This window comes from Enterobacter cloacae complex sp. 2022EL-00981 (assembly GCF_028737495.1).
Taxonomy (GTDB): domain Bacteria; phylum Pseudomonadota; class Gammaproteobacteria; order Enterobacterales; family Enterobacteriaceae; genus Enterobacter; species Enterobacter cloacae.
In genome coordinates, this window is sequence record NZ_JAQZRK010000018.1 from 25,649 (window position 1) to 49,014 (window position 23,366).

General features: G+C 56.0%; 21 protein-coding genes. 11 read left to right on the forward strand and 10 right to left on the reverse strand.

The genetic code is table 11. The features are described from left to right. Positions 1–23: 23 nt before the first annotated feature. The 9 genes from potE to kdpF all read right to left on the reverse strand — a co-directional run bounded on the left by potE (position 24) and on the right by kdpF (position 11,957). Positions 24–1,337 carry a putrescine-ornithine antiporter gene (gene potE, locus PUZ33_RS15860; protein ID WP_013097559.1) on the reverse strand — a complete coding sequence of 438 codons (1,314 nt, stop codon included), beginning with the start codon at positions 1,335–1,337 and terminating at the stop codon, positions 24–26. Continuing rightward, on the reverse strand, positions 1,334–3,532 hold the full coding sequence (gene speF / locus PUZ33_RS15865) for an ornithine decarboxylase SpeF (protein ID WP_274205345.1): 2,199 nt from the start codon (positions 3,530–3,532) through the stop codon (positions 1,334–1,336). The genes potE and speF overlap by 4 nt, the downstream gene beginning before the upstream one ends. A gap of 257 nt (positions 3,533–3,789) precedes the next feature. After that, positions 3,790–3,894, reverse strand: coding sequence for a leader peptide SpeFL (gene speFL, locus PUZ33_RS15870; RefSeq protein WP_003858645.1), 105 nt, complete (start codon positions 3,892–3,894; stop codon positions 3,790–3,792). A gap of 278 nt (positions 3,895–4,172) precedes the next feature. After that, positions 4,173–4,850, reverse strand: coding sequence for a two-component system response regulator KdpE (gene kdpE, locus PUZ33_RS15875; RefSeq protein WP_013097557.1), 678 nt, complete (start codon positions 4,848–4,850; stop codon positions 4,173–4,175). Next, positions 4,847–7,534, reverse strand: coding sequence for a two-component system sensor histidine kinase KdpD (kdpD, locus tag PUZ33_RS15880; protein ID WP_058680565.1), 2,688 nt, complete (start codon positions 7,532–7,534; stop codon positions 4,847–4,849). The genes kdpE and kdpD overlap by 4 nt, the downstream gene beginning before the upstream one ends. Continuing rightward, positions 7,535–8,110 carry a potassium-transporting ATPase subunit KdpC gene (kdpC, locus tag PUZ33_RS15885; RefSeq protein ID WP_013097555.1) on the reverse strand — a complete coding sequence of 192 codons (576 nt, stop codon included), beginning with the start codon at positions 8,108–8,110 and terminating at the stop codon, positions 7,535–7,537. 12 nt (positions 8,111–8,122) lie between these two features. Continuing rightward, a complete protein-coding gene (kdpB, locus tag PUZ33_RS15890) occupies positions 8,123–10,171 on the reverse strand; it encodes a potassium-transporting ATPase subunit KdpB (RefSeq protein ID WP_058680566.1) in 2,049 nt (682 codons plus the stop codon). A 17-nt stretch (positions 10,172–10,188) separates the two neighbouring features. Further along, positions 10,189–11,868, reverse strand: a complete 1,680-nt coding sequence (gene kdpA, locus PUZ33_RS15895; RefSeq protein WP_058680567.1) for a potassium-transporting ATPase subunit KdpA — start codon at positions 11,866–11,868, stop codon at positions 10,189–10,191. Continuing rightward, entirely contained in the window at positions 11,868–11,957 is a 90-nt protein-coding gene (gene kdpF, locus PUZ33_RS15900) for a K(+)-transporting ATPase subunit F (protein WP_014069365.1), read from the reverse strand. Before kdpF ends, kdpA begins: the two co-directional genes overlap by 1 nt. Positions 11,958–12,266: 309 nt before the next feature. Here kdpF and PUZ33_RS15905 point away from each other — a divergent pair, with 309 nt between their 5' ends. From PUZ33_RS15905 to nei, 7 genes are all read left to right on the forward strand, one after another. Next, positions 12,267–12,473, forward strand: coding sequence for a YbfA family protein (locus PUZ33_RS15905; RefSeq protein ID WP_013097552.1), 207 nt, complete (start codon positions 12,267–12,269; stop codon positions 12,471–12,473). A 236-nt stretch (positions 12,474–12,709) separates the two neighbouring features. Then, positions 12,710–14,122, forward strand: a complete 1,413-nt coding sequence (phrB, locus tag PUZ33_RS15910; RefSeq protein WP_058680568.1) for a deoxyribodipyrimidine photo-lyase — start codon at positions 12,710–12,712, stop codon at positions 14,120–14,122. Positions 14,123–14,132: 10 nt separating this feature from the next. Beyond that, on the forward strand, positions 14,133–14,876 hold the full coding sequence (locus tag PUZ33_RS15915; protein ID WP_014831107.1) for a type 2 GTP cyclohydrolase I: 744 nt from the start codon (positions 14,133–14,135) through the stop codon (positions 14,874–14,876). Between the two features lie 14 nt (positions 14,877–14,890). Continuing rightward, positions 14,891–15,547, forward strand: a complete 657-nt coding sequence (pxpB, locus tag PUZ33_RS15920; RefSeq protein ID WP_058680569.1) for a 5-oxoprolinase subunit PxpB — start codon at positions 14,891–14,893, stop codon at positions 15,545–15,547. Next, the gene (gene pxpC / locus PUZ33_RS15925) at positions 15,541–16,473 is read left to right on the forward strand and encodes a 5-oxoprolinase subunit PxpC (RefSeq protein WP_062676702.1); all 933 of its coding nucleotides are present in this window, start codon (positions 15,541–15,543) and stop codon (positions 16,471–16,473) included. The genes pxpB and pxpC overlap by 7 nt, the downstream gene beginning before the upstream one ends. Further along, positions 16,460–17,197, forward strand: a complete 738-nt coding sequence (gene pxpA, locus PUZ33_RS15930) for a 5-oxoprolinase subunit PxpA (RefSeq protein ID WP_020684961.1) — start codon at positions 16,460–16,462, stop codon at positions 17,195–17,197. The genes pxpC and pxpA overlap by 14 nt, the downstream gene beginning before the upstream one ends. Before the next feature lie 19 nt (positions 17,198–17,216). After that, positions 17,217–18,008 (forward strand): endonuclease VIII, encoded by a 792-nt coding sequence (nei, locus tag PUZ33_RS15935; RefSeq protein ID WP_058680571.1) that lies wholly within the window; start codon positions 17,217–17,219, stop codon positions 18,006–18,008. Between the two features lie 99 nt (positions 18,009–18,107). Here nei and PUZ33_RS15940 read toward each other — a convergent pair whose 3' ends face one another. After that, a complete protein-coding gene (locus PUZ33_RS15940) occupies positions 18,108–19,391 on the reverse strand; it encodes a citrate synthase (RefSeq protein ID WP_020684964.1) in 1,284 nt (427 codons plus the stop codon). Positions 19,392–20,030: 639 nt separating this feature from the next. Between PUZ33_RS15940 and sdhC the strand changes: the two genes are divergently transcribed. Genes sdhC through sdhB form a run of 4 tightly spaced genes read left to right on the forward strand, consistent with a single transcriptional unit; the run spans position 20,031 to position 23,274 of the window. Then, a complete protein-coding gene (sdhC, locus tag PUZ33_RS15945) occupies positions 20,031–20,435 on the forward strand; it encodes a succinate dehydrogenase cytochrome b556 subunit (RefSeq protein WP_020684965.1) in 405 nt (134 codons plus the stop codon). Further along, positions 20,429–20,776: a succinate dehydrogenase membrane anchor subunit gene (sdhD, locus tag PUZ33_RS15950; RefSeq protein WP_008501088.1), complete on the forward strand. Its 348-nt coding sequence runs from the start codon at positions 20,429–20,431 to the stop codon at positions 20,774–20,776. The genes sdhC and sdhD overlap by 7 nt, the downstream gene beginning before the upstream one ends. Continuing rightward, positions 20,776–22,542, forward strand: a complete 1,767-nt coding sequence (sdhA, locus tag PUZ33_RS15955; protein WP_014831113.1) for a succinate dehydrogenase flavoprotein subunit — start codon at positions 20,776–20,778, stop codon at positions 22,540–22,542. The genes sdhD and sdhA overlap by 1 nt, the downstream gene beginning before the upstream one ends. Positions 22,543–22,557: 15 nt before the next feature. Beyond that, positions 22,558–23,274: a succinate dehydrogenase iron-sulfur subunit SdhB gene (gene sdhB / locus PUZ33_RS15960; protein WP_008501090.1), complete on the forward strand. Its 717-nt coding sequence runs from the start codon at positions 22,558–22,560 to the stop codon at positions 23,272–23,274. Positions 23,275–23,366 lie beyond the last annotated feature (92 nt).

Below are 23,366 nucleotides of genomic sequence, written 5' to 3' on the forward strand. Positions count from 1 at the left end.
CTGGGTTGCCGTTTTGCTTTTACCTAACTATGTTTATTCTTCAATTCAAACCGCGGTGAGACCAGCCCGTACAGCGTCCAGCCCATAAAGGTCACCATCGCACCATAAAGCATCGCCTCCTGGCCGGATGAGTAGAGCGCATAGAAGCTGTAAATCGCCCCAATCAGTGCCACAATATTGGCCGCCCGTGCTTTACGGGGATCGACTTTCGCCACCTTCTGAATGATCACCAGCGCCGCCATCGACAGAATATATGGAATGATATTTGTCACCACCGCCAGGTTGACCAGCACGTTGAACTGGCTGTTCAGCGACGGGCTAATGGTCATCAGCGACAATCCACTCTGGAAGATGACAATGGCCAGCATGCCCTGCACCGGCGCATCGGCTTTGGTCACGCGGGAGAAGATTTTCGGGAAGTAACCTTCGTCAGCCGAAGATTTAAACACCTGCGCAATGGTGAACTGCCAGCCGAGGAGTGAACCGCAACAGGACATGACCATCAGCCCCATGATCACTTTCCCGACTTCCGGGGTGAACATCTGCGCGAAGGCCAGCCCAAACGGCGCCGTGGAGTTAGCCAAATCCATGTTCGGTACGATACCGGCAATAACGTTAGTGGAGACGATATAGATCACCGCCGCGCCCAGCGTTCCGCCAAGAACGGCAATCGGGACGTTCTTTTCCGGGTTCTCTACCACTTCCGCATTAGCACAGGCAGATTCCAGACCGAGGAAGGCCCACAGCGTCATGGCGATAGAGGACCCCACAGCGGAAAAGAACGGCACATGGTGCGGGTTCCAGGAGTTCGCGTACAGGGTCGGACTGAACCAGAACCAGCCGATGATGCACAGCCCGACAACCGGGATAATCACGCCCCAGACGGTGATGCTACTTAACTGACCCGTGATGCGCGCGCCGCCAAAGTTGGCCACGGTGCAGATCCACAGCACGCCGATGGTGGCCAAACCAATTTGCACCGGGCTGAGCGTGGCACCAAACAGCTCCGTACCGTAACCCACGGCGGAGATGGCAATCGCCACGTTGGCGATCAGCAGCGACACGCCGTAGGTGTAGTTAGCCATAAAGTTGCCAGATTTGCCGAAGGCGTATTCGGCGTAGCCGCCCATCCCGCCTGACTTGCGGCTGAACATTCCGCATTTGGCAAATGCCCATGCCAGCGCCATGGAGCCGACCGCGGTTACCAGCCAGGAGATAATCGAAATGGTACCCACCTCGGCAAGTTTGGTGGGCAGCATAATAATCCCTGAACCCATCATGTTGACCATGGTGAGGATGGTCAGCTGCACCACGCCCATTTTGTTGGACTTACTCATAATTTTTCTCCTTTCAGCAGCGCGGGCTGAGCGGCGGGTTGTTTGATGACGTTACAGCGAACCTGTTTGCGTCCGTCACACTCCTCAACGTACACACCCTGTAGTTCCGGTGCGAAGCCCGGTAAAAGGTTGATACCCTCTTCCAGCGCGGCAAAGTAGCGCAGGACGGAGCCTCCCCAGACTTCACCCGGAACCACGCACAGCACGCCTGGTGGGTAAGGCAGGGCGCCTTCGGCGGCAATACGGCCTTCCGCATCACGCAGCGAGACCAGTTCAACCTCACCACGCAGATACGCATAGTTTGCGTCCTGCGGGTTCATCATCACGCGAGGGAAGTGAGACTTGCGGAACATCTCTTTTTGCAGCTGTTTCACGTTATGGAGGGCGTACAGTTCATGCATCTCCTGGCATATCTGGCGCAGGGTATAACCGGCGTAGCGTTCCGGGTATTGCTTACAGATAGACGGAAGCACCTCTTTTAATGGCGCATCGGTCTGAAGCAGTTTTTCGAAACGCACCAACTGTGCCACCAGCTGCTGCAGCTTGCCCATATCTTCCGCAGGGGTCAGCAGGAACAGGATCGAGTTGAGATCGCATTTCTCCGGCACGATGCTGTTTTCACGCAGGAAGTTAGCCAGGATGGTGGCGGGCACGCCGAAATCCTCATACTCGCCGGTACGGGCGTTGATGCCAGGCGTGGTCAACAGCAGTTTGCACGGGTCGATAAAGTATTGATGCTCGGCATACCCTTCAAAAGCGTGCCAGTTTTCACCCGGCACAAAGTGGAAGAAGCGCAGGTCGGTGGCAATTTCAGCCGTGTCCCAGCTTTCCCACGGACGGCCATCTACCAGCTCCGGCACGAACGGGCGAATAAACTGGCAGTTCTCCAGGATCAGCTTGCGTGCTTCAATGCCGGTAACCACGCAGTCCATCCACATATTGCGGCCACTCTGCCCCTCGTGCATGCGGGCGTTGATATCCAGTGCGGCAAACAGGGGGTAGAACGGGCTGGTGGAGGCGTGCATCATAAAGGCGTTATTCAGGCGCTTGTGCGGGACATAGCGCGGTTGGCCTTTAATATGGCGGTCTTTCTTGTGAATTTGCGAGGTCTGCGAAAAACCCGCCTGCTGTTTATGGACTGACTGGGTAACCAGGATCCCCGGATCGTTTTCGTTCAGCTCCAGCAGCAGCGGAGAGCAGTCGGCCATCATCGGAATAAATTGCTCGTAGCCCACCCAGGCAGAATCGAACAGGATGTAGTCGCACAGGTGACCAATTTTATCGACGACCTGGCGGGCGTTATAAATGGTGCCATCGTAGGTGCCCAGCTGGATCACCGCCAGACGGAACGGACGTTCGTCACGCGCACGACCCGGCGCCACTTCCGATAACAGCTCGCGCAGGTAGCTCTCCTCAAAGCAGTGGGCATCAATGCCACCAATAAAGCCGTACGGGTTGCGCGCAGTTTCCAGATAGACCGGCGTGGCACCCGCCTGAAGCAGGGCTCCGTGGTGGTTGGATTTATGGTTATTACGATCGAACAGCACCAGGTCGCCGGGGGTGAGCAGGGCGTTTAGCACCACTTTGTTGGATGATGAGGTACCGTTCAGCACAAAGTAGGTTTTATCCGCATTAAACACTTTCGCCGCGTGTTGCTGGGCAATGCACGGCGCGCCTTCATGAATCAGCAGATCCCCCATGGCCACGTCGGCGTTGCACAGATCGGAGCGGAAAAGCGTTTCGCCGAAGAAATCGACAAATTGATTACCGGCAGGATGACGGCGGAAAAATTGCCCACCCTGATGCCCCGGACAATCGAATGCGCTGTTGCCCTGATTCACGTAGTCGACCAGTGCGCGGAAAAACGGGGGGCGTAGCTGGGTTTCGTACTTCTGCGCGGCCGCTTCCAGTTGACGTCCGTAAAAGTCGTTACTGGTCTCTGAACACTCAAACACACCGTGGATGCGCGATAAATATTCAGCCGGAATGAACTCTTCTTTATGTGTCGCAATAAATACGGGAATACCAAACCCGGTAGCTTCTATTTCTTCCAGAGTGCCACTGGAAATATCGCTCACGGCCAGAACAATGGCGGCGACGTCAATATAATCAGAGGTGCTGACATCTACCAGTTCACGGTGAGTGGTAAAGCAATCAGGGCATGCACGGCTGGCTGCAATTTTTAAACTTTTCATCTTTCTCTCTTTATTTAAGGCAATATTCGTCCCTCGATTTCTCGCTAGAAAGAAATCGATAATGTCCGGAAAAAAAAAGCAAAGTGTGGCCGCTGATAAAAAATCAGTAAGTTGCTTTTTAATGAATGAGATTCAGTCCGCCCGGCTGCGGATAAGTCTGAATTAAATTGAATGAACGCACGCCTTCACAGGCAACGGCCTGTAAAATAGAGTTTTTTCAGGTTAACCTGCAAGCGGGTGCGCCAGAAGTCGAAGGACTACCGGGCATTAAAGAGATGGAAGTCAAAGCAGTTTCGGTGGGCAAACATCATGATATGTGTTGTCCGCCTTATATGGGGCATCAAGCGATTATTGTTTTCCATGTTTCATTTTCCTTTCAGTAATTGAAAGCATGGTCATTTTATCCAGGAAAAAGCGATTAACTGTGAATCAGATCACCCTTAACCGATCAAATAAGAAATAATTATTCGTTTTCGATGAATATCGCAGATCAAAACACTGGTTTGTTGATGATGCGTTAACGGATTGTGTTGTTTCTGTTTTGAATGAGCGAAAATAAGCCAAAATTATCGCTTATGGCTTATTTAAACGGAATTATGTGGGAGGGTTTTTTTTATTGGAAATAAAATTGAATAGTTATTCAAAGCATAAACCGATAACCGATACCGGTTTCAGTTAATAAATGGCGAGGACGTGCGGGGTCGGTTTCAAGTTTCTGGCGCAGGTGGCCCATATATATGCGTAAATAGTGACTATGTTCCACGGCGTTGGGTCCCCACACCTGAGCCAGCAGCTGACGTTGGGTCAGCACCTTACCGTGGTTGTTGAGCAAAACCGCAAGCAGGCGGAACTCTATCGGCGTGAGATGTATCTCCTCTTCACCGCGCACAATACGTCGCGAAGCGAGATCAACGTGCACATCACCGAAAGTGTACGTGGGGTCGGCAGGCGTGGCGGCACCGTGGCGACGCAGCGCCACACGAAGGCGAGCCTGTAACTCACCAATCCCAAAAGGTTTAATAAGATAGTCGTCCGCCCCGGCATCCAGCGCGGCGATTTTATCTGACTCTTCGGTGCGTGCGGAGAGCACCAGAATGGGCATCTGGCTCCACTGGCGCACCTCGCGAATAAAATCGATACCGTCGCCATCCGGCAAACCGAGATCGAGGATCACCAGGTCCGGCTTGCGGGTAGCGGCTTCAATCAACCCGCGCTGGAGCGTACCGGCATCATGAACGCGCAGACCGTCACCTTCCAGCGCAGCGCGCAGAAACCGGCTAATGGCGAGTTCATCTTCTACAATCAGGACGTTGATCACAAATCCTCTGGTAATTCATCAAGTTCTGGCGGGGCGTCCAGAGGAAGTGTAACACAAAAACGTGCACCTCCTTCCGGGCGGTTCTCCGCCGAAATGGTGCCGCCATGGACGTCAATAATGGCCTGGCAGATCGCCAGACCCAGCCCAACCCCCGGAATGGCAGACTCTTTATTGCCTCGTGAGAATTTTTCGAATATCGCTTTTTCCTGCCCGGCAGGAATACCGGGCCCGGTGTCCCAGACATCGAGCCGCAGGGTGTGATCTTCCACCGAAGCATTCACCCCAATTTGCGCGTGTGCTCCGGCATATTTACCCGCATTTTCCAGCAGATTAATTAACACCCGCTCAAACAGCGGGCCATCAACGTGAATTAATGTCAGGGGATCGGGCATGTTCAGGGCGATATGCCGTCCGCCGAGACCGGGCTCCAGCATTTTCAGCGCGCTTCCTACCACTTCCTCAAGCGTGAGCCACTCTTTTTTGAGGTTGAACCCGCCAGACTGTATCCGCGCCATATCGAGCAGGTTATTCACCAGCCGCGTGGTGTTCAGCACGTGCTGGCGGATCTCGCTGGCCTGCAGGGCATGTTTTGAACCTTCAGCCGCCAGATCCAGGGTCAGAATTTCCGACTGGCCAAACAACACGGTGAGAGGCGTGCGAAGATCGTGGGAGAGGGCCGCCAGCAACGAGTTACGAATGCTTTCACGCTCGCTTGCCAGACGCGCCTGCTCTTCGCTCGCCGTCAGCGCCAGTCTTTCGAGCGCACTGGCAACCAGCAGCGTAAAGGTCTCCAGCAGCCTTTGCTGCTCGGGGATCATCAGCTGGCGCAGATTAGACGGCTCGACGATGACCAGCCCCTGATTTTTATCGGCACTGCGCAGCGGCAGGATCTGATACGGCACGCCGGGCAGGGTGTCTGTCCCTGCACCGGCCGGTAAACCTTTATCGAAGCTCCAGCGCGCAATGGCTTCATCCCAGGGCGTCATGCCCGAGGCCGACGTCAGCGGGCGTAATTTCCCGTGCTCGTCCGGGAGTAAAATCAGGTTGCTGGCATTAAAGGTCGAGCGGATAAACTGCTCGCTGGTCTGGACGATATCCAGCGGCGTGCGGCCTACCGCCAGCGATTTAGACATCTCGTATAAATGTCGGGTGCGCTGTTCGCGATAGCGGGCGATACGCGCCTGATAGCGAACGCCTGCCGTCAAATTCCCGATCACCAGCCCGACGGTGAGCATGACGGCAAATGTGAGGACGTACTGTACATCCGAGACGGCAAGCGTTCCGCGCGGGTCGATAAAGAAGAGATCGAAGCTGATGACGTTAATCACCGTCGCCAGGACTGACGGCCAGCGCCCGTAGAAGAGCGCCACCACCACCACGCCGAGCAGGTAGATCATCACCAGGTTGGCGGCATCAAATGCAATCAGCCACTGGCTGGCAATAAAGGTAATCAGGGCGCAAAGCACGACGGCGATAAGGCAACCGCGAAGCTGGATGCGCCATTTATCGGTGAACGTGCGGCTGTCTGGCGCACGGTTGGGTAACGGCGTGGGTTTGTCGTCCAGCGCCACGACCACCAGATCCAGGTCGGGTGCACGCCGGGCCAGCTTGTCGGCAAACGATTCGCGGCTAAACCAGCGCCGGTGCTGGCGACGGCCAATGACAATTTTGCCCAGGTTGTGCTCACGCGCGTAGCGCAGAATGGCTTTATCTTCCTGCGGATCGGAGAGGGTCGCGGTTTCCGCCCCCAGCTCCTGGGCCAGGCGCAGCGAACTGAGGATCGCGCGACGCTGGTTTTCTGGCAGGGCGTGAAGCTGCGGCGTTTCGACATACACCGCATGCCAGACGCTGCCAAATTTCGCAGCCAGCCGGGCGGCGGTACGGACAAGCTTTTCATTGCCGCTACCGTGACCAATGCACAGCAGGATGGCATCCCGCGTATGCCAGACGCGTTCCTGTCCTTGCAGATCGCGCCAGGCACGCATCTGGTCATCCACGCGATCGGCGGTGCGGCGCAGGGCCAGTTCGCGCAGGGCAATCAGGTTGCCTTTACGAAAGAAGTGTTCGATAGCGCGTTCGGCCTGGCCTGCAATATAGACTTTCCCTTCATGCAGGCGCTGGCGCAGATCGTCTGGCGGCAGGTCCACCAGCACTACTTCATCAGCGGAGTCAAAGAACGGATCCGGCACCGTTTCGCGCACCTGAATGCCGGTCACGCCGCTGACCACGTCGTTCAGGCTTTCAAGATGCTGAACATTCACCGTGGTGAAGACGTCAATCCCGGCTTCAAGTAACTCTTCAACGTCCTGCCAGCGTTTGGGGTGTCGCGAGCCTGGCGCATTGCTGTGCGCCAGTTCGTCCATCAAAATAAGGGCGGGGCGGCGGGCGAGGGCGGCGTCGAGATCAAACTCCGTCACCAGCCTGCCACGATGGCTGATACGGCGAGGAGGCTGCGTGGCCAGCCCCTTTAACAACGCCGCGGTTTCTTTACGGCCGTGGGTTTCCACCACGCCGATCAGAATATCGAGCCCCTGAGCCCGAAGCCGCTGAGCTTCTGTCAGCATGGCGAAGGTTTTCCCGACGCCCGCGCAGGCACCGAAGAAAATTTTCAGCTTGCCGCGATGGGCTTCAGCTGTCTGTTCCAGCAGCCTGTCAGGATCCGGGCGCAAGGGCTCGTCGGTCATTTAGTTATTCCTTAGCGCGTCCAGCGCCAGATTCAGCTCAACAATATTTACTACCGGCATGCCAATGAAACTGACCAGCGGCTTTTGCGTGTGCGCTGCCACCAGCTGGCTGACCTGCTCGACGCTAAGATGACGGGCCGCGGCGACGCGCGGTATCTGCCAGGCCACCGCTTCAGGCGTCAGGCTGTAGTCCAGCCCACTGGCGGAGGCAGTCACCAGTTCAACTGGAATCTCCCGGCTGGCCTGCGGGTTGGCACTGCGCAGGGCCGCCACACGCTCAGCGATGGCTTTGTCCAGTTCAGGATTACTGCCCGCCAGGTTGCTCCCGCCGGATGCCATCGGATTATACGGGCTATCGGCGGTAGCGGAAGGGCGTCCCTGAAAGTACCGGGCATCCGTAAAGTTTTGACCAATCAGGCGGGAGCCGCGGTTTTCACCCTGCTGTATGATCAGCGAGCCATTGGCCTGATCCTTGAACCACCACTGGCCCAGCGCGGTGGTCAGCAGCGGGTAAAGCCCACCGGTAATGAGAGACAGCAGAATAAACAGAAGTATAGCGGGACGTAACATCGTCATTTGATTCACCTTTTAAACCAGCCCGAACAGCGTTAACAGCAGGTCGATAGCTTTAATCCCGATAAAGGGCACCAGCAGCCCGCCCAGCCCGTAAATCCACAGGTTACGGCGCAGCATGGCAGCAGCCGTCAGCGGTTTATAGCTCACCCCTTTCAGCGCCAGCGGGATCAGGAAGACAATAATCAGGGCGTTGAAAATCACCGCACTGAGAATGGCCGAAGACGGGGAGTGCAGATGCATCACGTTCAGCGCGTTTAGCTGCGGATAGGTGGCCGCGAACGCTGCGGGAATAATGGCGAAATACTTCGCCACGTCATTGGCGATACTGAACGTGGTTAATGACCCGCGCGTCATCAGCATCTGTTTACCGATATGCACCACTTCAATCAGCTTGGTCGGGTTAGAGTCAAGGTCGACCATGTTGCCCGCCTCTTTTGCCGCCTGGGTACCGGAGTTCATCGCCACCGCCACGTCGGCCTGTGCGAGGGCAGGGGCGTCGTTGGTACCGTCACCGGTCATCGCGACCAGACGACCTTCCGCCTGGTACTGACGGATCAACGCCAGCTTGGCTTCCGGTGTGGCTTCCGAGAGGAAATCATCCACGCCCGCTTCTGCGGCAATCGCGGCGGCAGTCAACCGGTTATCCCCGGTGATCATCACCGTTTTGATCCCCATTTTACGCAACTGGGCGAAACGCTCTTTAATGCCGCCTTTGACGATGTCCTTCAGCGCAATCACCCCCAGCACATTCGCCCCTTCGGCTACGACCAGCGGTGTGGCCCCCTGGCGGGCAACGCTCTCAACCAGATTGTCCACTTCCGGTGGAAAATGGCCGTTGTTGGCTTCAATGTGGCGACGAATGGCATCAACGGAACCTTTACGGATCATGCGCTCCTGAATGTTGATACCGCTCATTCGGGTTTGTGCCGTGAAGGGGACAAAAGTGGCGTGCAGGCTCTGCACATCACGCTGGCGCAGATTAAAGCGCTGTTTCGCCAGAATCACGATGCTGCGGCCTTCCGGCGTTTCATCGGCAAGAGACGAGAGCTGGGCGGCATCGGCCAGCGTTTTTTCATCCACGCCCGGGGCAGGTAAAAACTCGGAGGCCTGGCGGTTGCCGAGGGTGATGGTCCCGGTTTTATCCAGCAGCAGCACATCCACGTCACCGGCGGCCTCTACGGCGCGTCCGCTGGTGGCGATAACGTTCGCGCCCAGCATGCGACTCATACCCGCCACACCAATAGCGGAGAGCAGGCCGCCGATGGTGGTTGGGATCAGGCAGACCAGTAGCGCCACCAGCACGGTGATGCTGACCGCGGTGCCCGCGTAGCTGGAGAAGGGCCACAGCGTGGCGGTAGCCAACAGGAAGACGATGGTCAGCGCCACCAGCAGAATGGTGAGGGCAATTTCGTTGGGTGTTTTACGACGCTGCGCGCCTTCTACCATGGCGATCATCCGGTCGAGGAATGTTTCACCCGGGTTGACGCTGCACTGGATCACCAGCCAGTCGGAGAGAATACGCGTCCCGCCCGTGACCGAGGCGAAGTCACCGCCAGATTCACGAATGACCGGCGCGGATTCCCCGGTAATGGCGCTCTCGTCTACCGAGGCGCCCCCTTCAATGACTTCGCCATCACACGGGATGATGTCACCGGCTTCCACCAGCACCACATCGCCTTTACGCAGCTCATCTGCCGGCACGTGGTCCATCTGCGCGCCGTATTTTGGCTCACGTAATTTGCGTGCGAAGGCGGTCTTTTTTACCCCTTTCAGGCTGTTGGCCTGCGCTTTACTGCGGCCTTCCGCCAGCGCCTCGGCAAAGTTGGCAAACAGCACGGTAAACCACAGCCACAGGCTGATGGTTCCGGTAAACATCGCGTTGCCCGGGAGGTGACCTGTTCCCATGGCAAGCGCCAGGACGGTAGTCAGCACGCTGCCTGCCCAGACGATAAACATCACCGGGTTGTGCCACTGTACGCGCGGGCTCAGCTTTTTCACCGCATCCATGAGGGCCTGACGAACTAACGACGGTTCGAACAGGGCCAGTTGTTTACGACTCATGACAATTCTCCGCAAAATCAGCGTAAAGAGAGGGTTTCCGCGACCGGGCCTAACGCGAGGGCGGGGATAAAGGTCAGGGCGCCTACCAGCAACACGGTGCCGGTCAGCAGGCCAATAAACAGCGCACCGTGTGTCGGTAATGTACCGGTGGTGGTCGGTTGGATTTTTTTATTCACCAGCGATCCGGCGATGGCCATCACCGGCACAATCACGCCGAAGCGGCCGACAAACATGCAGAATGCCAGCAGACAGTTCCAGAAAGGCGAGTTGGCACTTAAGCCTGCAAAGGCGCTGCCGTTGTTGTTCGCCGCAGACGAGACGGCGTAGAGCACTTCACTAAAGCCATGGATACCCGGGTTAAAGATGCCGCTGCGGCCGGCTTCGGTCATCAGTGCCAGCGCGGTGCCGAGCAGCACGAGGGCAGGCGTGACCAGAATGGCCAGCGCGGTTAATTTCATTTCCCGGACGTCGATTTTTTTGCCCAGGTATTCCGGGGTACGGCCAATCATCAGACCGGCAATAAACACCGCCAGCAGCACAAACAGCAGCATGCCGTAAAGACCAGAGCCCACGCCGCCAAACACCACTTCGCCAATCTGCATCAGCCACATTGGGATCATGCCACCCAGTGCCGTAAAGGAGTCATGCATGGCGTTAACCGCCCCGCACGAGGCTGCGGTGGTAACCACGGCAAACAAACTGCTGGACAGGATGCCAAAGCGACTCTCTTTCCCTTCCATGTTGATTGCGCTGTCAGCGCCCAGCGTCAGGAAATGCGGATTACCTTTCCATTCCGCCCACATCACCAGCGCGACGCAGACCACGAAGATCAGAGACATGGTCCACAGAAGGGTGCGTCCCTGACGGCGGTCGTTGACCACATCGCCAAAGGCAAAACAGAGCGCGGCGGGGATCAGGAAGATCGCCAGCATTTCGACAAAGTTGGTCAGCGCGGTTGGGTTTTCAAACGGATGCGACGAGTTGGCGTTGAAGAAGCCACCGCCGTTAGTCCCGAGCATCTTAATGGCTTCCTGCGACGCCACCGGCCCCATAGGCAAAAGCTGTTTTGCCCCTTCCAGAGAAGTATACGGCGCGTAGGGCAGCAGGTTTTGCAGGGTACCTTGCTGAATAAAGAACAGCGCGATAATGAGGGCAACAGGGAGCAGTATCCACAGCGTGATGCGTGTCAGATCGACCCATGCGTTGCCCAGCGTGCTGATATTTTGACGCGCAAAGGCACGCGTGAGCGCGAAGATCACCGCAATGCCGGTGGCAGCAGAGAGGAAGTTTTGCACGGTTAACCCGGCCATCTGGCTAAAGTAGCTCAGCGTGGTTTCCCCGGCATAGGACTGCCAGTTGGTGTTAGTGACAAAGCTGACTGCCGTGTTCAGCGCCAGATGCCAGGACAGACCCGGCAACTGCTGCGGGTTGAGCGGTAAGCTACCCTGCAGCATCAGCATGGCGAAGAGGGCGACAAGGCCGACAATATTCAGCAGCAGGATCGCCAGCAGATACTGACGCCAGTTCATTTCCCCCTCCCGAATGCCCAGAACGCGCCAGATCCCTTTTTCAACGCGACCTGCCACCGGCAGCGGCACGTTGTTGATCATCCTTGCCAGCACTGTTCCCATCGGTCTTGCCAGAAGGAACAGCGCCCCTAAAACACTGGCAATAAGCAAAAACGCCTGAGCAGCCATCAGAATGCCTCCGCATTAATCAAGGCATAAACCAGATAACCCAATAACAGGAACACCAGCACGATGCCGGCAATAAGACCTGCACTCACAATCCACCTCCGGGTGACATTTGTATTTGTGCTAACGGTAGGATTTATGGCGCAAAGATTTCGCAAAAATCAGGACGGGGGGTGTAAAAAAAGTATAAAAATGGCAAAGCCCACAATTTAACTATTGGTAAGTAAACCTTTAACTTTTTTGTAACTTAATTACGGCGTGAATGTAAATTTTGGTTAAACAGGTGAAAATAAGTGGTCGGATGAGTAGTAAAATTACAAACAAAGCGATATTATTTTAGCCAGGTCACAGTTTTTGAATTTTCCGGAGTCAGTTTCCGGCCAACTACAGGGGAGAAAAATATGGATCTTTATAAAGAGTATCCTGCTCATATCGTGTTCATGCGTCGCGCTTTCGCCGTAGTGGCTGGCGTGCTGGCCCTGCCGGTGATGTTGTTCTGGAAAGATCGCGCACGTTTTTACAGCTATCTGCACCGCGTCTGGGCGAAAACCAGCGAGAAGCCGGTGTGGATGGATCAGGCCGAAAAAGCGACCTGTGATTTTTACTGATACTAAGACTACACACAGCAATAAAAAAACCGCCTACAGCAATGTGGCGGTTTTTTTGTCCCTCCGGATTCGCGGTCCGTTGGGTGGTTTTCAGGCATATCTTCTTTTCCTGAGTAATCAAACTGCCACTCCCTTATTTCATCCCGTCTACACTTCATGGCAAAGTAGTTCAATACGTGCCTTTTTCCTTTTACGGCATGCCCTTACGGATATAATGGACAATTGCCTGGAGTTTTATGCCCACCCATCTGGTTTGGTTTCGCGCGGATCTGCGCCTGCATGACAACATCGCCCTGGCGGCAGCCTGTCGCTCTGAACACGCCCGCGTGCTGGCGCTGTTTATCGCTACCCCCGGACAGTGGCAGCAGCATGATATGGCCCCCCGTCAAGCCGCTTATCTCTGTTCGCATCTGAATGCCCTGCAACGTTCGCTGGCGGAAAAAGGCATTCCGTTGATTTACAAAGAGGTCAGTGATTTTGCCGCTCAACTCAGCGCGGTACAGGAGGTCTGTCAGCAGAACGACGTCACGCATCTTTTTTACAACTACCAGTACGAATTCAATGAACAGCAGCGCGATCGTCAGCTGGAGCGGATCCTCGGGGACGTAGAGTGTCAGGGATTTGATGACAGCGTGATGCTGCCCCCGGGCAGCGTGATGACCGGCAATCGCGAGATGTATAAGGTCTTTACGCCGTTTAAAAATGCATTTATCAAACGGCTGAAAGAGGCGTTGCCGGAGTGTGTTGCCGCGCCGTCCGCGCGAGGGGAGAGTGTAAACAACCTGCCTGAACTGACGTTTGACTATCCGCAACAGGCGTATGACCACGCTTTATTCCCGGCTGATGAAAAAGCGGCAATCGCGCAGTTGCGCCAGTTCTGCAAAACGGGGGCGGCCGCTTACGACGCACGCCGGGATTTCCCCGCCATTGAAGGTACCAGCCGGTTGTCGGCCTGTTTAGCGCTGGGCGTGCTTTCTCCGCGCCAGTGTTTACACCGTCTTCTGGCAGAGCAGCCCCAGGCGCTGGAAGGGGGCGCTGGTTCGGTATGGCTTAACGAGCTTATCTGGCGCGAATTCTACCGTCATCTGATGACGTATCACCCTGAATTATGTAAACATCGACCTTTCATTCGCTGGACCGAAAATGTGCAGTGGCAGCAGAACGAGACGCTGCTGCAGGCCTGGCAAAAGGGAGAAACCGGCTACCCGATTGTGGACGCCGCGATGCGCCAGCTGAATGAAACCGGATGGATGCATAACCGCCTGCGGATGATTACCGCCAGCTTCCTGGTGAAAGATCTGCTTATCGACTGGCGTGTCGGGGAGCGGTATTTTATTTCTCAGCTGATCGATGGCGATCTGGCGGCGAATAATGGCGGCTGGCAATGGGCGGCCTCGACCGGAACCGATGCGGCACCTTACTTCCGGATTTTTAATCCCACCACGCAGGGACAAAAATTTGATGCGGACGGGACGTTTATCCGCCACTGGTTGCCTGCGCTGAAAGCGGTCCCCGCTAAGGCGATCCACGACCCGTGGGCATGGGCGGACAAACAGGGCGTAACGCTCGATTATCCTCGCCCGATTGTTGAACATAAACAGGCGCGCGTCGCCACGCTGGCGGCGTACGAAGCGGCCCGTAAAGCTTAAGAGAGTCATGATGAAAAACACCGAACTGGAAAGTCTGATCAACGAAAAACTGAACAGCAGCGCCTTCAGCGACTACGGCCCGAACGGGTTACAGGTCGAAGGGCGCGACACGGTGCAAAAAATTATCACCGGCGTGACCGCCAGTCAGGCGTTGCTGGATGAAGCCGTGCGTCAGGAGGCCGATGCTGTCATCGTCCATCACGGCTATTTCTGGAAAAACGAATCACCGATCATTCGCGGCATGAAGCGCAACCGTCTGAAAACGTTGCTGGCAAATGATATCAACCTGTATGGCTATCATCTGCCACTGGATGCGCACCCCGAACTTGGCAACAACGTTCAGCTCGCGCAGCTGTTAGGGATCACCGTGATGGGTGAAATTGAGCCGCTGGTGCCGTGGGGCGAGCTGTCGATGCCAGTGCCGGGCCTTGAGCTGGCCTCATGGATTGAAGCGCGTCTGGGACGTCGTCCGCTGTGGAGCGGTGATACCGGTCCGGATACGGTGAAGCGTGTCGCCTGGTGCACGGGTGGCGGTCAGGGCTTCATTGATAGCGCCGCGCGTTTTGGTGTTGATGCGTTTATCACCGGTGAAGTCTCCGAGCAGACTATTCATTCAGCCCGTGAACAGGGGCTGCATTTTTACGCGGCAGGTCACCATGCCACCGAACGCGGCGGCATTCGCGCCCTGAGCGAATGGCTGACCGAAAATACCGATCTGGATGTTACGTTTATTGATATCCCTAACCCGGCCTGATGAGAGGTACCTGAGTGCAGCGAGCGCGTTGTTATCTTCTGGGTGAAACGGCGGTGGTGCTGGAGCTGGAGCCGCCTGTTACCCTTGCGACCCAAAAGCGTATCTGGCGGCTAACGCAGCGTCTGGTGGAGGTGCCTGAGGTGGTTGAAGCGATCCCGGGGATGAATAACATCACCGTGGTTCTGCGTAATCCGCATACGCTGGCACTGGATGCCATCGAGCGTTTACAGCGCTGGTGGGAGGAGAGCGAAGCGCTGGAGCCGGAATCCCGCACGATTGAGATCCCGGTAGTGTATGGCGGCACAGGGGGACCCGATCTTGGCGTGGTGGCTGAACACTGCGGGCTAACCGAAAAACAGGTCGTTGAGCTGCACGCCTCCGTTGATTATGTGGTCTGGTTTTTGGGATTCCAGCCTGGCTTCCCGTATCTGGGCGGACTCTCCCCGGCGTTACACACGCCACGCCGCGCTGAACCGCGCCTGAGCGTGCCGGCGGGTACCGTCGCGATTGGTGGCGAACAGACGGGCATTTATCCGCTCGCGTCGCCGGGGGGCTGGCAGCTCATCGGACACACATCCATGCCGTTATTTGCACCGGGGCTGGAATCGCCGGTCCTCCTGCGTCCTGGCGACACCCTTCGCTTTATCCCGCAGAAGGAGGGAGTATGTTAACGCTTATTCGCGCCGGGCTTTACACCTCCGTTCAGGATGCGGGTCGCTTTGGCATGCGCCAGTCTGGCGTGAGCTACTGTGGCGCGCTGGACAGGCCAGCACTGGAGATTGCCAACGTGCTGGTGGGCAATCCCGGCAATACGGCTGCGCTCGAAATTACGCTGGGGCAGTGTGTCATTGAATTTAGTCAGGAGACCTGGTTTGCGTTAACCGGCGCCGGGTGCGATGCCACGCTTGATGGCAAAGCGGTCTGGACCGGCTGGCGACTGCGGGCAAAAGCCGGACAGCGTTTAACGCTTAAGCGACCTCAGCATGGGGTTCGCAGTTATCTTGCCGTTGCCGGTGGGATTGACGTGCCGGAGGTGTTGGGCTCATCCAGTACCGATCAGAAAGCCGGAATTGGCGGTCACGAAGGACGATTGTTGCGCGATGGCGATCGTCTGGCGATAAAACCGTCAACGCGGCACTTTTCAACCGCGCAGGGTGTAAAACAGCTCCTGTGGGGAAACCAGATCCGCGCCCTGCCGGGGCCGGAGTATCAGGAATTTGATGAGGTGTCTCAGGAGTCTTTCTGGCGCTCGCCGTGGAAGATTAGCCCGCAGAGTAACCGCATGGGGTATCGTCTTCAGGGGCAGCCGCTGACCCGTACGACGGACCGCGAGCTGCTTTCACACGGTCTGTTGCCCGGCGTCATTCAGGTACCGGGTAACGGTCAACCGATTGTGTTGATGAACGATGCACAGACCACGGGCGGTTACCCGCGCATCGCCTGCATTATTGAGGCCGATCGCTACCATCTGGCGCAAATCCCTCTCGGACAGCCGATTCACTTCGTGCAATGCTCCCTGGAGGAGGCGCTGAAGGCGCGGCAGGACCAGCTGCGTTATCTGGCACAACTGGCGTGGAGGCTTGATGGTAAAGATTGATTTGAACGCCGATCTGGGCGAGGGCGGCAGCGCCGACGCTGAACTGATGACCCTGGTCACCTCGGTGAATATCGCCTGCGGTTTTCACGCGGGTGATGCCCAAACGATGCTGGCGAGCGTGCGCAACGCCATCAAAAATGGTGTTGCGATAGGGGCGCATCCGAGCTTCCCTGACCGGGAGAACTTTGGCCGCACGGCGATGGATCTCCCGCCCGAGACGGTCTACGCTCAGACGCTTTACCAGATTGGCGCGCTCGAGGCGATTGTGCGTTCGCAGCAGGGCGCGCTGCGCCACGTGAAGCCGCACGGCATGCTCTATAATCAGGCGGCGAACGACCCCGCGCTGGCAGAGGCCATCGCCCGGGCGGTGTTCGATTGCAACCCACAACTGATCCTGGTTGGCCTGGCGGGGAGCGAGCTGATTCGCGCCGGTCAGCGTCTGGGGTTAACCACCCGCCAGGAAGTGTTTGCCGACCGAGGCTATCAGCCCGACGGAACCCTGGTTCCCCGTTCCCGGCCCAACGCGCTGATCACCGATGAGTCTCTGGCGCTGGCGCAGACCCTTCAGATGGTGCGCGAGGGAACAGTAACAACGGTCGAAGGTACAACGGCCAGCGTTCAGGCTGACACAGTATGCTTACACGGTGATGGCGAGCACGCGCTGCAGTTTGCCCGCCGCTTACGGGCGGCGTTTGCAGAGCAGGGGATCCTCGTCAGCGCCTGAAAATCATAAGGATAAAGAGATGCCAGAAGGCCCGGAGATCCGCCGTGCTGCGGATAGCCTCGAGGCGGCGATAAAAGGCAAACCCCTGACGGACGTCTGGTTTGCTTTTCCTCAACTGAAGCCGTTTGAAGCACCGCTGGTGGGACAAACGGTGACCCACATCGAAACACGGGGAAAGGCGTTACTCACGCATTTTTCCCATAACCTGACGTTATACAGCCACAACCAGCTTTACGGCGTCTGGCGGGTGGTTAATGCCAACGAGCAGCCGCAAACCACCCGCGTGCTGCGCGTCAGGCTGCAAACCGCGGATAAAGCGATTTTGCTGTATAGCGCGTCTGATATCGAAATGTTAACGCCGGAGCAACTGCTTACGCACCCGTTCTTACAGCGGGTCGGGCCGGACGTGCTGGATATGCGTCTGACGGCGAACGATGTCAAAGCCCGCCTGTTATCCCCTAAATTCCGCAACCGGCAATTTTCCGGGCTACTGCTCGATCAGGCGTTCCTGGCCGGATTAGGCAATTACCTTCGCGTCGAAATTCTCTGGGAGGTCGGGCTGGCACCGCAGCACAAAGCGTCGCAGTTGAGCGATGACCAGCTGGAAGTGCTCTCTCACGCGCTGCTGGATATTCCGCGGCTATCGTACAACACCCGCGGCGTGGTAGATGAGAACAAACATCACGGGGCGCTGTTCCGCTTTAAGGTGTTTCATCGGGCGGGGAAGAGGTGCGAGCGGTGCGGTGGGGTGATTGAGAAGACAACGCTCTCTTCACGACCGTTTTACTGGTGTCCCGGGTGCCAGAGGTAAAAAGTAAAACGGTAACCCTCAGGTTACCGTTTTTAATGTTTTCACCCTCTCCCGGTGGGAGAGGGCCGGGGTGAGGGCATCAGGCCGCACCCACGTCTTTTAGCGCTTAAGATCAGACTTAAAATCACGCTGCTCGTAGCCGGTATACAGCTGACGAGGACGGGCGATTTTCATGCCTTCGCTGTGCATTTCGTTCCAGTGCGCAATCCAGCCCACGGTACGCGCCATGGCGAAGATCACGGTGAACATGGAAGACGGAATGCCCATCGCTTTCAGAATAATGCCAGAGTAGAAGTCTACGTTCGGGTAGAGTTTCTTCTCGATGAAGTACGGGTCGTTCAGCGCGATGTGTTCCAGCTCCATCGCCACTTCCAGCAGATCGTCTTTGGTGCCCAGCTCTTTCAGCACTTCGTGGCAGGTTTCACGCATCACGGTTGCACGTGGGTCGTAGTTTTTGTACACACGGTGACCGAAGCCCATCAGACGGAAGGAGTCATTCTTGTCTTTCGCGCGGCGCACGAATTCAGGAATGTGCTCAACGGTGCTGATCTCTTCCAGCATCTTCAGTGCAGCTTCGTTCGCGCCGCCGTGCGCCGGTCCCCACAGGGAGGCGATGCCCGCAGCGATACAGGCGAACGGGTTCGCACCTGAAGAGCCTGCGGTACGGACGGTGGAGGTAGAGGCGTTCTGTTCGTGGTCAGCGTGCAGGATCAGAATACGGTCCATCGCGCGTTCCAGCACCGGATTCACTTCGTACTCTTCGCACGGCGTAGAGAACATCATGCGCAGGAAGTTACCGGCATAGGAGAGGTCGTTACGTGGATACACGAACGGCTGACCGATGGAGTATTTGTAGCACATCGCTGCCATGGTTGGCATTTTGGACAGCAGGCGGAACGCGGCGATATCGCGGTGGCGTGGGTTATTCACGTCAAGGGAGTCGTGGTAGAACGCCGCCAGCGCACCGGTAATCCCGCACATCACCGCCATCGGGTGAGAGTCACGACGGAACGCATGGAACAGACGGGTAATCTGCTCATGGATCATGGTGTGACGGGTGACGGTGGTTTTGAATTCATCATACTGAGCCTGCGTCGGCTTTTCGCCGTTCAGCAGGATGTAGCACACTTCCAGATAGTTGGATTCGGTGGCTAACTGATCGATGGGGAAGCCGCGATGGAGCAGGATACCTTCGTCACCGTCAATGTAGGTGATTTTGGATTCGCAAGATGCGGTAGAGGTAAATCCAGGGTCAAAGGTGAACATTCCTTTGGAACCCAGCGTACGGATATCAATAACATCCTGACCGAGCGTGCCTTTTAGCACATCCAGTTCAATAGCATCACCACCGTTGAGGGTGAGTTTTGCCTTTGTATCAGCCATTTACGGTCTCCTTAGCGCCTTATGCTTAAGACTGCGCTTTACCGGATTTGCTTTCAGCTGTTAATCACCGTTACCAGATTGTTATTTGGCTTACCGCTCAGCTCACGAGGACAAACCAGGGTACAGAGCTATGGCGCCTTGCAGGTAAACGAATGAAATATCAGTGAAACAACAGCAAATCAGCGTTTTTGCAGTCCGAATTTTTCAAACCTGTATATCACTAATAACTGTCCTGATAACTTCGGTCAATACCATCACACTGTTACATAACTATTTGTCAGGTGAAAGAGAGACCTCATAACTTTTGCGCATTATATGCCTTTTCTGATGACGTTTGTAACAATATTGTTTAACATTTGTCAAATCAGATGATTAAAAATTAAAAAGATGTTGTTATCGTGACCCTGATCACTGTTCCAGAGAAAACCCGACAAACTGTATGTAGGTTAATTGTAATGATTTTGTGAACGGCCTATACTGCCGCCAGGTCTCCGGAACACCCTGCAATCCCGAGCCACCCAGCGTTGTAACGTGTCGTTTTAGCATTTGGAAGCAATGTTTTGCATGACGCGCAGTTATAGAAAAGGAACGCTGTCTGACCCGCATCGCAGTCCGGAGGAAGGAAACAATAAGAACAGCATGTGGGCGTTATTCATGATAAGAAATGTGAAAAAACAAAGACCTGTCAATCTGGATCTCAAAACGATCCGGTTCCCCGTAACAGCAATAGCGTCCATTCTGCACCGTGTATCGGGTGTGATTACGTTTGTGGCGGTAGGCATTCTGCTGTGGTTACTGGGCACCAGCCTCTCTTCTCCTGAAGGATTCCTCCAGGCCTCTGCCATCATGAACAGCTTCTTCGTGAAATTCATCATGTGGGGCATTCTGACCGCACTGGCGTACCACGTTGTGGTGGGTGTTCGCCATATGCTGATGGACTTTGGTTACCTGGAAGAGACTTTCGAAGCCGGGAAACGTTCCGCTAACATTTCATTTGTGATTACAGTCGTGCTTTCACTTCTCGCAGGAGTTCTCGTATGGTAAGCAACGCCTCCGCATTAGGACGCAACGGCGTACATGACTTCATTCTGGTCCGTGCTACCGCCATCGTTCTCACCCTCTACATCATCTATATGATCGGTTTCTTCGCGACCAGCGGCACGCTGACGTGGGAAATCTGGAGTGGGTTCTTCGGATCTGCCTTCACCAAAGTGTTCACCCTGCTGGCGCTGTTCTCCATTCTTATTCATGCCTGGATTGGCATGTGGCAGGTGTTGACCGATTACGTTAAACCGCTGGCGATTCGCCTTCCTCTGCAACTGGCCATTGTCGTTGCACTGGTGGTTTACGTTATTTATGGATTCGTTGTGGTGTGGGGTGTGTAATGAAACTGCCAGTCAGAGAATTTGATGCTGTTGTGATTGGTGCGGGTGGCGCAGGTATGCGCGCCGCGCTGCAAATTTCCCAGAGCGGCCAGACCTGTGCGCTGCTCTCTAAAGTATTCCCGACCCGTTCCCACACGGTATCTGCGCAGGGCGGTATTACCGTTGCGCTGGGTAACTCCCATGAAGATAACTGGGAATGGCACATGTACGACACGGTAAAAGGGTCCGACTACATCGGCGACCAGGATGCCATCGAATATATGTGTAAGACTGGCCCGGAAGCGATTCTGGAGCTGGATCATATGGGTCTGCCGTTCTCCCGTCTGGAAAATGGCACCATCTATCAACGTCCGTTTGGCGGCCAGTCGAAAAACTTCGGCGGCGAGCAGGCGGCACGTACCGCGGCGGCGGCTGACCGTACCGGTCACGCGCTGCTGCATACTCTGTATCAGCAGAACCTGAAAAACCACACTACTATCTTCTCCGAGTGGTATGCGCTGGATCTGGTGAAAAACGCCGATGGCGCGATTGTTGGTTGTACTGCGCTGTGCATTGAAACCGGTGAAGTGGTCTACTTCAAAGCGCGCGCAACCGTGCTGGCAACCGGCGGTGCAGGGCGTATTTACCAGTCCACCACTAACGCCCACATCAATACCGGTGATGGCGTTGGGATGGCTATCCGCGCTGGCGTGCCGGTGCAGGATATGGAGATGTGGCAGTTCCACCCAACCGGTATCGCCGGTGCGGGTGTTCTGGTGACAGAAGGCTGCCGTGGTGAAGGCGGTTACCTGCTGAACAAACACGGCGAACGTTTCATGGAACGTTATGCCCCGAATGCGAAAGACCTGGCGGGTCGTGACGTGGTGGCGCGTTCCATCATGATCGAAATCCGTGAAGGTCGCGGCTGTGATGGCCCATGGGGTCCACACGCCAAGCTGAAACTCGACCACCTGGGTAAAGAGGTACTGGAATCCCGTCTGCCGGGTATTCTGGAGCTGTCCCGTACCTTCGCCCACGTCGACCCGGTGAAAGAGCCAATTCCGGTTATTCCTACCTGCCACTACATGATGGGCGGTATTCCGACCAAAGTGACCGGCCAGGCATTGACCGTAAACGAGCAGGGCGAAGATGTGGTCATCCCAGGCCTGTTCGCGGTAGGCGAAATTGCCTGCGTATCCGTACACGGTGCCAACCGTCTGGGGGGGAACTCCCTGCTGGACCTGGTGGTGTTTGGTCGTGCGGTGGGTCTGCACCTGCAGGAATCCATTGCCGAACAGGGCGCGCTGCGTGACGCCACTGACGACGAAATTGATGCATCGCTTGAGCGTCTGAACCGCTGGAACGGTAACCGTAACGGTGAAGATCCGGTGGAAATCCGCAAAGCGCTGCAGGAATGTATGCAGCACAACTTCTCGGTATTCCGTGAAGGTGACGCGATGGCGAAAGGTCTTGAGCAGCTGAAAGCGATCCGCGAGCGCCTGAAAAACGCCCGTCTGGATGACACCTCCAGCGAGTTCAACACCCAGCGCGTTGAGTGTCTGGAGCTGGATAACCTGATGGAAACCGCGTTCGCAACCGCGATGTCGGCCAACTTCCGTACCGAAAGCCGTGGCGCGCATAGCCGCTTCGACTTCCCGGATCGTGACGATGAAAACTGGCTGTGCCATTCCCTGTATCTGCCAGAGTCGGAAACCATGACGCGCCGTCAGGTGAACATGGAACCGAAACTGCGTCCGGCGTTCCCGCCGAAGATTCGTACTTACTAATGCGGAGACAGGACAATGAAACTCGAATTCTCAGTTTATCGTTATAACCCGGATGTAGATGACGCTCCGCGCATGCAGGATTACACGCTGGAAGCGGAAGAAGGTCGTGACATGATGCTGCTGGATGCGTTAATCCAGCTGAAAGAAAAAGATCCGACACTGTCGTTCCGTCGCTCCTGCCGTGAAGGGGTGTGTGGCTCTGACGGCGTCAACATGAACGGCAAAAATGGTCTGGCCTGCATCACGCCAATTTCCGCGTTGCAACGCCCGGGCCAGAAAATTGTTATCCGTCCTCTGCCAGGCCTGCCGGTCGTGCGTGATTTGGTGGTAGACATGGGGCAATTCTATGCACAATATGAGAAGATTAAGCCTTACTTATTGAATAATGGGCAAAATCCACCCGCTCGTGAGCATTTACAGTCTCCTGAGCAGCGTGAAAAACTCGACGGCTTGTATGAGTGTATTCTCTGTGCATGTTGTTCAACGTCGTGCCCGTCGTTCTGGTGGAACCCGGACAAGTTCATCGGTCCGGCCGGTCTGCTGGCTGCCTATCGCTTCCTGATCGATAGCCGCGACACCGAAACCGATAGTCGTCTGGAAGGTTTAAGTGACGCTTTCAGCGTATTCCGCTGCCATAGCATCATGAACTGCGTCAGTGTGTGTCCGAAGGGGCTTAACCCGACGCGCGCCATCGGCCATATTAAGTCGATGCTGCTGCAGCGCAGTGCGTAAGTAAGTAGTGAGAGGGGGCGCTGTTCCCCCTCACCCTAACCCTCTTCCAAAGGGAGAGGGGATAGATTGCAGAAACCTTTAAAAACTGCCCT

Excerpts from the sequence above, each read along its gene's own strand:
- potE (WP_013097559.1), bottom strand. The coding sequence starts at position 1,337 with ATGAGTAAGTCCAACAAAATGGGCGTGGTGCAGCTGACCATCCTCACC.
- speF (WP_274205345.1), bottom strand. The coding sequence starts at position 3,532 with ATGAAAAGTTTAAAAATTGCAGCCAGCCGTGCATGCCCTGATTGCTTT.
- speFL (WP_003858645.1), bottom strand. The coding sequence starts at position 3,894 with ATGGAAAACAATAATCGCTTGATGCCCCATATAAGGCGGACAACACAT.
- kdpD (WP_058680565.1), bottom strand. The coding sequence starts at position 7,534 with ATGACCGACGAGCCCTTGCGCCCGGATCCTGACAGGCTGCTGGAACAG.
- kdpC (WP_013097555.1), bottom strand. The coding sequence starts at position 8,110 with ATGACGATGTTACGTCCCGCTATACTTCTGTTTATTCTGCTGTCTCTC.
- kdpB (WP_058680566.1), bottom strand. The coding sequence starts at position 10,171 with ATGAGTCGTAAACAACTGGCCCTGTTCGAACCGTCGTTAGTTCGTCAG.
- kdpA (WP_058680567.1), bottom strand. The coding sequence starts at position 11,868 with ATGGCTGCTCAGGCGTTTTTGCTTATTGCCAGTGTTTTAGGGGCGCTG.
- PUZ33_RS15905 (WP_013097552.1), top strand. The coding sequence starts at position 12,267 with ATGGATCTTTATAAAGAGTATCCTGCTCATATCGTGTTCATGCGTCGC.
- phrB (WP_058680568.1), top strand. The coding sequence starts at position 12,710 with ATGCCCACCCATCTGGTTTGGTTTCGCGCGGATCTGCGCCTGCATGAC.
- PUZ33_RS15915 (WP_014831107.1), top strand. The coding sequence starts at position 14,133 with ATGAAAAACACCGAACTGGAAAGTCTGATCAACGAAAAACTGAACAGC.
- pxpC (WP_062676702.1), top strand. The coding sequence starts at position 15,541 with ATGTTAACGCTTATTCGCGCCGGGCTTTACACCTCCGTTCAGGATGCG.
- pxpA (WP_020684961.1), top strand. The coding sequence starts at position 16,460 with ATGGTAAAGATTGATTTGAACGCCGATCTGGGCGAGGGCGGCAGCGCC.
- nei (WP_058680571.1), top strand. The coding sequence starts at position 17,217 with ATGCCAGAAGGCCCGGAGATCCGCCGTGCTGCGGATAGCCTCGAGGCG.
- PUZ33_RS15940 (WP_020684964.1), bottom strand. The coding sequence starts at position 19,391 with ATGGCTGATACAAAGGCAAAACTCACCCTCAACGGTGGTGATGCTATT.
- sdhC (WP_020684965.1), top strand. The coding sequence starts at position 20,031 with ATGTGGGCGTTATTCATGATAAGAAATGTGAAAAAACAAAGACCTGTC.
- sdhD (WP_008501088.1), top strand. The coding sequence starts at position 20,429 with ATGGTAAGCAACGCCTCCGCATTAGGACGCAACGGCGTACATGACTTC.
- sdhA (WP_014831113.1), top strand. The coding sequence starts at position 20,776 with ATGAAACTGCCAGTCAGAGAATTTGATGCTGTTGTGATTGGTGCGGGT.
- sdhB (WP_008501090.1), top strand. The coding sequence starts at position 22,558 with ATGAAACTCGAATTCTCAGTTTATCGTTATAACCCGGATGTAGATGAC.